This is a genomic window from Desulfobacula sp., from assembly GCF_021107415.1.
Window position 1 is genome coordinate 1 of record NZ_JAIOSW010000029.1, and the last position, 5,709, is coordinate 5,709.

Consider the following 5,709-nt stretch of genomic DNA (forward strand, 5'->3'; position numbering starts at 1 on the left):
CTTTGAAAATCTAAATATTTTCTTGTTCAAAAGCCAAAACATATACTTTGCAAATGGGAACAAATTGAATTAATAGATAAAAAATCAGATGGTTGATAAAATCCAACCGTCATTTGCGGTCATAGGTCCAGATATATGATTTTGTATCTTTCTTTTCATTTTGATAGGACCATTCTTTACGGATAATATTTATACAATAATCCTCATGAAGGTTTTCTTCTTCTGGAGAAATCCATTCACCTTTAACCCAGCTTGGAAAAGATTCTCTTATGTTTTTATCAAATTTAGAAAGAACTTCTGTCTCCATTTTTGATATAGCGTTATAGATTTCAAATGTTTTGTTAATATTTTTAATTAAATATTCAGTAGCTTCAGACATAATTCTCTCCAAGATTGGAAATTATAAAATTTGAATATTGCTTTGCAGTTGATAAAATATATTCGTTTTTACAATTATTTGCGAACTTTTGTAAAACTTCCGCTATATCTTTCCAACTAATATTAAAATCAGCTTTTCCTGAGTCAGGTTTTCTACCATCAGTGGTTAAAAAGAATACCTTGCACATTGATCGAGGGATGCCAAGAGCCATAGATCTTTTGTTAAGAATCTCATTGTATCTCTCAATTTGATCGTCTTGCTCATTTGCCATTATTTTTGCTTCAATAATAAGCCAGAAATTTTTATTATAAATAGATATATCAACTCGACCTTGCTCGGAATAATTATCTTCAGTGGATACCGTGAAATATCCACCCTCTGTATATTGAAATATTTCTTTGACCTCAAATTTCTTTAAAAAACATTCTAAAAAAAGTTCCCCTTGGCTATGATTCCCACTTGGATTAAAAAACCATGCAAGCAAGGAACAATGTTTTAGTTCATTTTTTCCTATATTGAATCCATCGAATATATTAAGGCTTGGGGGAGTAATGGCGTAATTTTGTTTATCAGATAAAATTTTAGGGACTAAAGTTTCAAAAAACTGAAAATCTATTTTTTTTAGTTGCTTTTTTTGTTTAAAAGGAAATTCTTCGAAAAATGAGTTTATTGTGATCTTTTTAACTGTCATTTTGGTATTTTATTTCTTTTTTCTCTGTATTTAAATATGCAACGTAATTGAAACCGAACGTCTAGCTCAGGTGCAGCCGGGGTTACCACAACCTTTGCTTAAAATATATATTTTAATTTTACAGCAACCTTCGAAAACAGCGCAGACCCCGGCTGTCACCTGAAGCGTTTTGTTAAATTTTCCATATATTCTTATAGGCTACTTCAGCCATTTTATCAGTATGAGTATTAACGTCGTCAGGTGTCCATTCAGTTTTAGCAACTAAAAATTCTGGAATGCTATACTGTTCTTTTTTTAAAAGATTCATTTTTTCTGAAAAGATTTTGGTGCCCAACTTTCCATTCATTTCTTGATCGATAAATATTAGATTGCCAAGCTTTCCGATAGATTCCTCATCCCATATCTCATCAATGTTGGACTGTGGTTGCACATGCTCTATTGTCAGATCGTCAAAATCAACTGAATATTTATAAGAATAATATTCAGATAATTTTCTTAAAATATAGCGAACAAGTTTTTTTTGTTTTGACCTACTATTCGTATAGTAAATCTCATTGAATGCCACTTTGAATTCCTCAAATGACGGATTTTTAGCTTTTAATTTGTCAACAAGGATAGTTATTTCATTAGATGCATCTTGAGAATCATTCGCCTTAAATAGTTTTCGTGCAAATGAGGAATACATTGCCGATATGCCGCCAGAAGAGCGAGAAGAAGTTACAGCAGTAAAGATGAAATGGAATTTTTCAATAGATAGTAAAGCATCTCTTAATTTACCGAATTTAATAATTTTATTTCTGTATGACCTTATAAGAGACAAAACGGCAGGAACTGGCTGAGACAACTTGAAAAGCTGGAGCGCCCACAGTGTTTGTGAAACTTCTCGTTCATTTTTATTCCAATCATATGATGTTTCATAAATAGATCTATAAATCTTAACATCAGACAGTAAAGAATTTAAATATCCTGTCGCCTTTGCTTTTTTGATAGTCTTTTTAATTTTTGGGAATAATTTTTTGAGGGGGACGGCTTCATACCTCGAAGCCCAGAAATGATAGATAAAATTATCTGAAGAAATATCTGCTGATGAGTTGTGAATCATTTCTAAGATTTGTTGCCATTTTAATTTAGCATGGTCAACATCACCTCGTGCCTTAATGTGTTTGGCAAAGTGGTTTTTTACTAAATCTGTCAGCGCAAGATCTTTACCACGCGTGTTAAGCGTTTCAAAAATTAGATAAGCATCATCCTCGTTGTCTAAAGTTACGAAAATAACATTAAGGTTTAATACAGAATTTCTTATGCTTACGAGCTTAGTATTTTTCAGCTCTTTTCTGTCATCTTCTGGAACAGTAGTATCTGAGTCAACAGAATCCATGGCAGAAGCAACATACTTTTTAAACATTTGATGTGAATTCTCAAGATTTAGCTCCTCTGTATTTATTTCAGTTTCGACTTCAGGCTTCGAAAATTTTTGAATATGCTCCTGAAAATATGGGAATGATGTTTCTGTTTTTAAAACATATTCGCTTTGGTTATTTCTATCTTTTCTTTCAATGAGTTGATGGAGTCCTTTTGCAAGGTCATCATTTCCTATTTTTTTAAACTCATCCCTGATTACGCAAAGGAGGATTGTAATGGTAGTCAGGCGTTGTTGTCCATCAACAACACCAAATTGCTGTTTAGCTTTTTTGTAAACAACCATCGAACCAATGAAATAATCTTCATTTTTATTAATAACAAGGTCGTCCCAAAACTCTGAAATGTTTTCAGCATCCCAAGAGTAGGGTCTCTGAAAACGTGGAATATGAAAAAAACTCCCATTAAGTAAGCTTTCTATATCTGTGTCTTTCGATTCTATTTTCAAAGAGAGCCTCCTATATGATTATTGTAGATATCAATTTAACGACAAGTTCACTGGTTGCAGGGGTTGCCAGAAAGCTTGTTCGTGATAATAATGATTGTTAAACCAAAACTTTTCAGAGCGGCTCAGTCCCCTGCAATCCAGTGAAACGCCAGGTTGGACGAAGCCGCTACGCGGCAGAAAAAACCAAAATAGTGTATAACTCCTATCCGTGTCCAATTCCGGATACAATAATTTAAAAAGGAGTATACCATGAAAAAAACAGAAGTAAATCGATTCAACAAGCTTTATGAACTGCATCTAAGATCTCTCAAGCTTCAAGGAAAAGCACAAAAAACCATTGAGGCTTATTCCAGAGCCTTACGCCGGGTTTGTGATTATTTTAATTGCTGTCCCGATAAATTAAAACCGGAACAATTGGAAAAATATTTTGCTGACCTTGTAGACTCTCACTCATGGAGTACAGTTAAAATTGACCGCAGTGGCCTGCAATTTTTCTGGAAACATGTACTCAAACTTGATTGGAAATGGATTGATATTGTAAAACCACCACAAGTTAAAACAATTCCTGATATTATCACTCCTGCTGAAGTTGACAGGCTTATTGCTGTAATACGCAAACTGAGGTATCGTGTTTTTATATTAACTACCTATTCAATGGGGCTTCGTTTAGAAGAAACATTATCTCTTCAGGTTGGTGATATTGATGCAAGCCGGAAACGTGTTCATATCCGCCGTGGAAAAGGTCATAAAGATCGTTTGGTGCCATTGCCCGATCTTACTTTGCAGGGATTGCGTGAACTTTGGAGCAAGCATAAGAATCCCAAATTATTATTTCCCAAAGCCTCAGGTTCTTTTCAAACAATTCAAAAAGCTAAAACTCATATGGATAGGGGTGGTGCACAAAAAGCCATGAAAACAGTTGTGGTTGAATGTGGTATTAAAAAAAAATCTCCGTGCATTCCCTTCGGCACAGTTTCGCCACTCATCTGCTTGAACGCGGCTTAAGTCTCCGCCATATACAGGCCTTGCTCGGTCATGCAAGCCCTCTCACAACAGCACGTTACGCTCATATAACTGACTTCACAGAACAAAATAGTCTGCTCACTATTAATAAACTCATGAACACACTTCATGTTGATTTGAAAAAGGTGTAATCATGAAAATAGCCTCTATTCTCAATCAATACCATGATAAATTTATTACTAAATATGGTGACACTGCATTACCCGGTCATTTAAAGGCAATAAATGCTATTTGCAATTGTCATACTCCTGCCTCGGGTGAACTTTACGTGGGTTGTTCCAATTGCAGCCATACAGAGTGGAAACCTTTATCCTGTGGTCACCGCAGTTGTCCTCAATGTCAGAATCATGAAGCCAGCCGGTGGATCGACCGGCAACAGGGTAAATTATTACCTGTTCCTTACTTTCTGATTACTTTTACACTGCCTTATGAACTAAGGTCATTGGCTTATCATAATCAGAGATTAATGTTTTCTCTCTTCTTTTTTTGTGTTGCAAGTACTCTGAAAGATTTTGGTTTAAATCCAAAAAAGTTGGGGGCTGAGATCGGAATGACTATGGTATTGCACACGCATAGCAGAAAACTCGATTTTCACCCCCACATACATGTTGTTGTTCCTGGTGGCGGCATTGATAAACGCAGACGTCAATGGAAAAAGAAAAAAGGGAAATATTTATTCCATTATAAAGCCTTGGCAATTGTCTTTCGTGCCCGATTTTTAGCAGCCTTAAATGAATCAAAACTTTTTATTCCCAAACAAGTCCCTAAAAAATGGGTGGTTGACTGCTCCCATGCAGGAAAAGGAATAACTGCGATCAAATACTTATCCAGGTATTTATACCGTGGTGTTATCAGTGAAAAAAATATTGTTTCTAATCATAATGGCATGGTGACTTTTAAGTATACTGAAAGTAAAACAGGTGAAACACGATTTAGAACCCTTAAAGGGGAAAACTTTTTAAAACTGCTTATGCAACATGTCCTCCCCAAAGGGTTCCGAAGAGTCAGAGACTATGGCTTCCTTCACAGCAATGCAAAAAAAATACTTTTTCTGATTCAATTAATTTTATACGTTAAAATAAAAGAAATTGAACAACGTACAAGACCGATTTTTAAATGCCCATGCTGTAAGTCACCCATGGTTGTTATAGGGTTTCGTTACACAGGAGAAAAATCCGGATAATTATTATTAACGGCAAAAGCTGCTGTTCATTTTAAAAGCAGGGGGAAAAGAAACTTAAATGAAATAATTATTGCTTTAAAAAACCTATTTTCGGGTTAATGCACCCGTGCGCCTTAAATTTGACTATCCTTCTGAAGGCGCATCATCTTCTCCATATTCAAAAAAAGATATTTTCTTATATATAGACCACATCAAAAATTTTGCCGGGCTTGTCCAACCACCGGATAAGATTGTGGTTCGTTCCTCACACAATCTATCCTTATTCGTTCGGTGATTTCTGACCTGGCATCGTAATAAAACTGATCCGCCTGCTTTTGGTCTCTCTTAAAAACCCTGTAAACAACCATTGGGTTCTTAATAAAATACCAATCGCCAAATTGATCAAATTTCCTGCACGATGTTACAATGTGGGCCTTGCGTATTGTGTAATACCGCTTTCCACGATCTTTTCCATATCTTTTCAAACGTTTACCAAAATCAATATCTTCGATGCAAGCCAGCTTTTCATCGAAGCCCCCAATTGCCTGATAGTCTTTTCTTAAGCACCAGAACATTCCAGCACTCAC

General features: G+C 35.3%; 7 protein-coding genes. 3 read left to right on the forward strand and 4 right to left on the reverse strand.

The window, feature by feature from the left end; genetic code table 11:
• Positions 1-109 precede the first annotated feature (109 nt).
• The 3 genes from K8S13_RS01605 to K8S13_RS01615 form a co-directional block, all read right to left on the reverse strand.
• On the reverse strand, positions 110-379 hold the full coding sequence (locus K8S13_RS01605) for a hypothetical protein (RefSeq protein WP_291459926.1): 270 nt from the start codon (positions 377-379) through the stop codon (positions 110-112).
• Positions 372-1,070: a PD-(D/E)XK nuclease family protein gene (locus K8S13_RS01610; protein ID WP_291459928.1), complete on the reverse strand. Its 699-nt coding sequence runs from the start codon at positions 1,068-1,070 to the stop codon at positions 372-374. Before K8S13_RS01610 ends, K8S13_RS01605 begins: the two co-directional genes overlap by 8 nt.
• 172 nt (positions 1,071-1,242) lie before the next feature.
• Positions 1,243-2,937 carry a DUF262 domain-containing HNH endonuclease family protein gene (locus K8S13_RS01615; protein ID WP_291459930.1) on the reverse strand — a complete coding sequence of 565 codons (1,695 nt, stop codon included), beginning with the start codon at positions 2,935-2,937 and terminating at the stop codon, positions 1,243-1,245.
• A gap of 249 nt (positions 2,938-3,186) precedes the next feature.
• On the opposite strand from K8S13_RS01615, the gene K8S13_RS01620 reads away from it, so the two are divergent.
• From K8S13_RS01620 to K8S13_RS01625, 3 genes are read left to right on the forward strand one after another with little or no spacing between them, the layout of a single operon-like run.
• Entirely contained in the window at positions 3,187-3,942 is a 756-nt protein-coding gene (locus K8S13_RS01620; RefSeq protein WP_291459932.1) for a site-specific integrase, read from the forward strand.
• On the forward strand, positions 3,891-4,091 hold the full coding sequence (locus K8S13_RS25535) for a tyrosine-type recombinase/integrase (RefSeq protein WP_367172508.1): 201 nt from the start codon (positions 3,891-3,893) through the stop codon (positions 4,089-4,091). The genes K8S13_RS01620 and K8S13_RS25535 overlap by 52 nt, the downstream gene beginning before the upstream one ends.
• A gap of 2 nt (positions 4,092-4,093) precedes the next feature.
• Positions 4,094-5,143 carry an IS91 family transposase gene (locus K8S13_RS01625; protein ID WP_291459933.1) on the forward strand — a complete coding sequence of 350 codons (1,050 nt, stop codon included), beginning with the start codon at positions 4,094-4,096 and terminating at the stop codon, positions 5,141-5,143.
• A gap of 191 nt (positions 5,144-5,334) precedes the next feature.
• On the opposite strand, the gene K8S13_RS01630 is transcribed toward K8S13_RS01625, so the two are convergent.
• Positions 5,335-5,709, reverse strand: a 375-nt coding sequence (locus tag K8S13_RS01630; RefSeq protein WP_291459934.1) for a hypothetical protein, incomplete at its 5' end; no start/stop codon positions are given.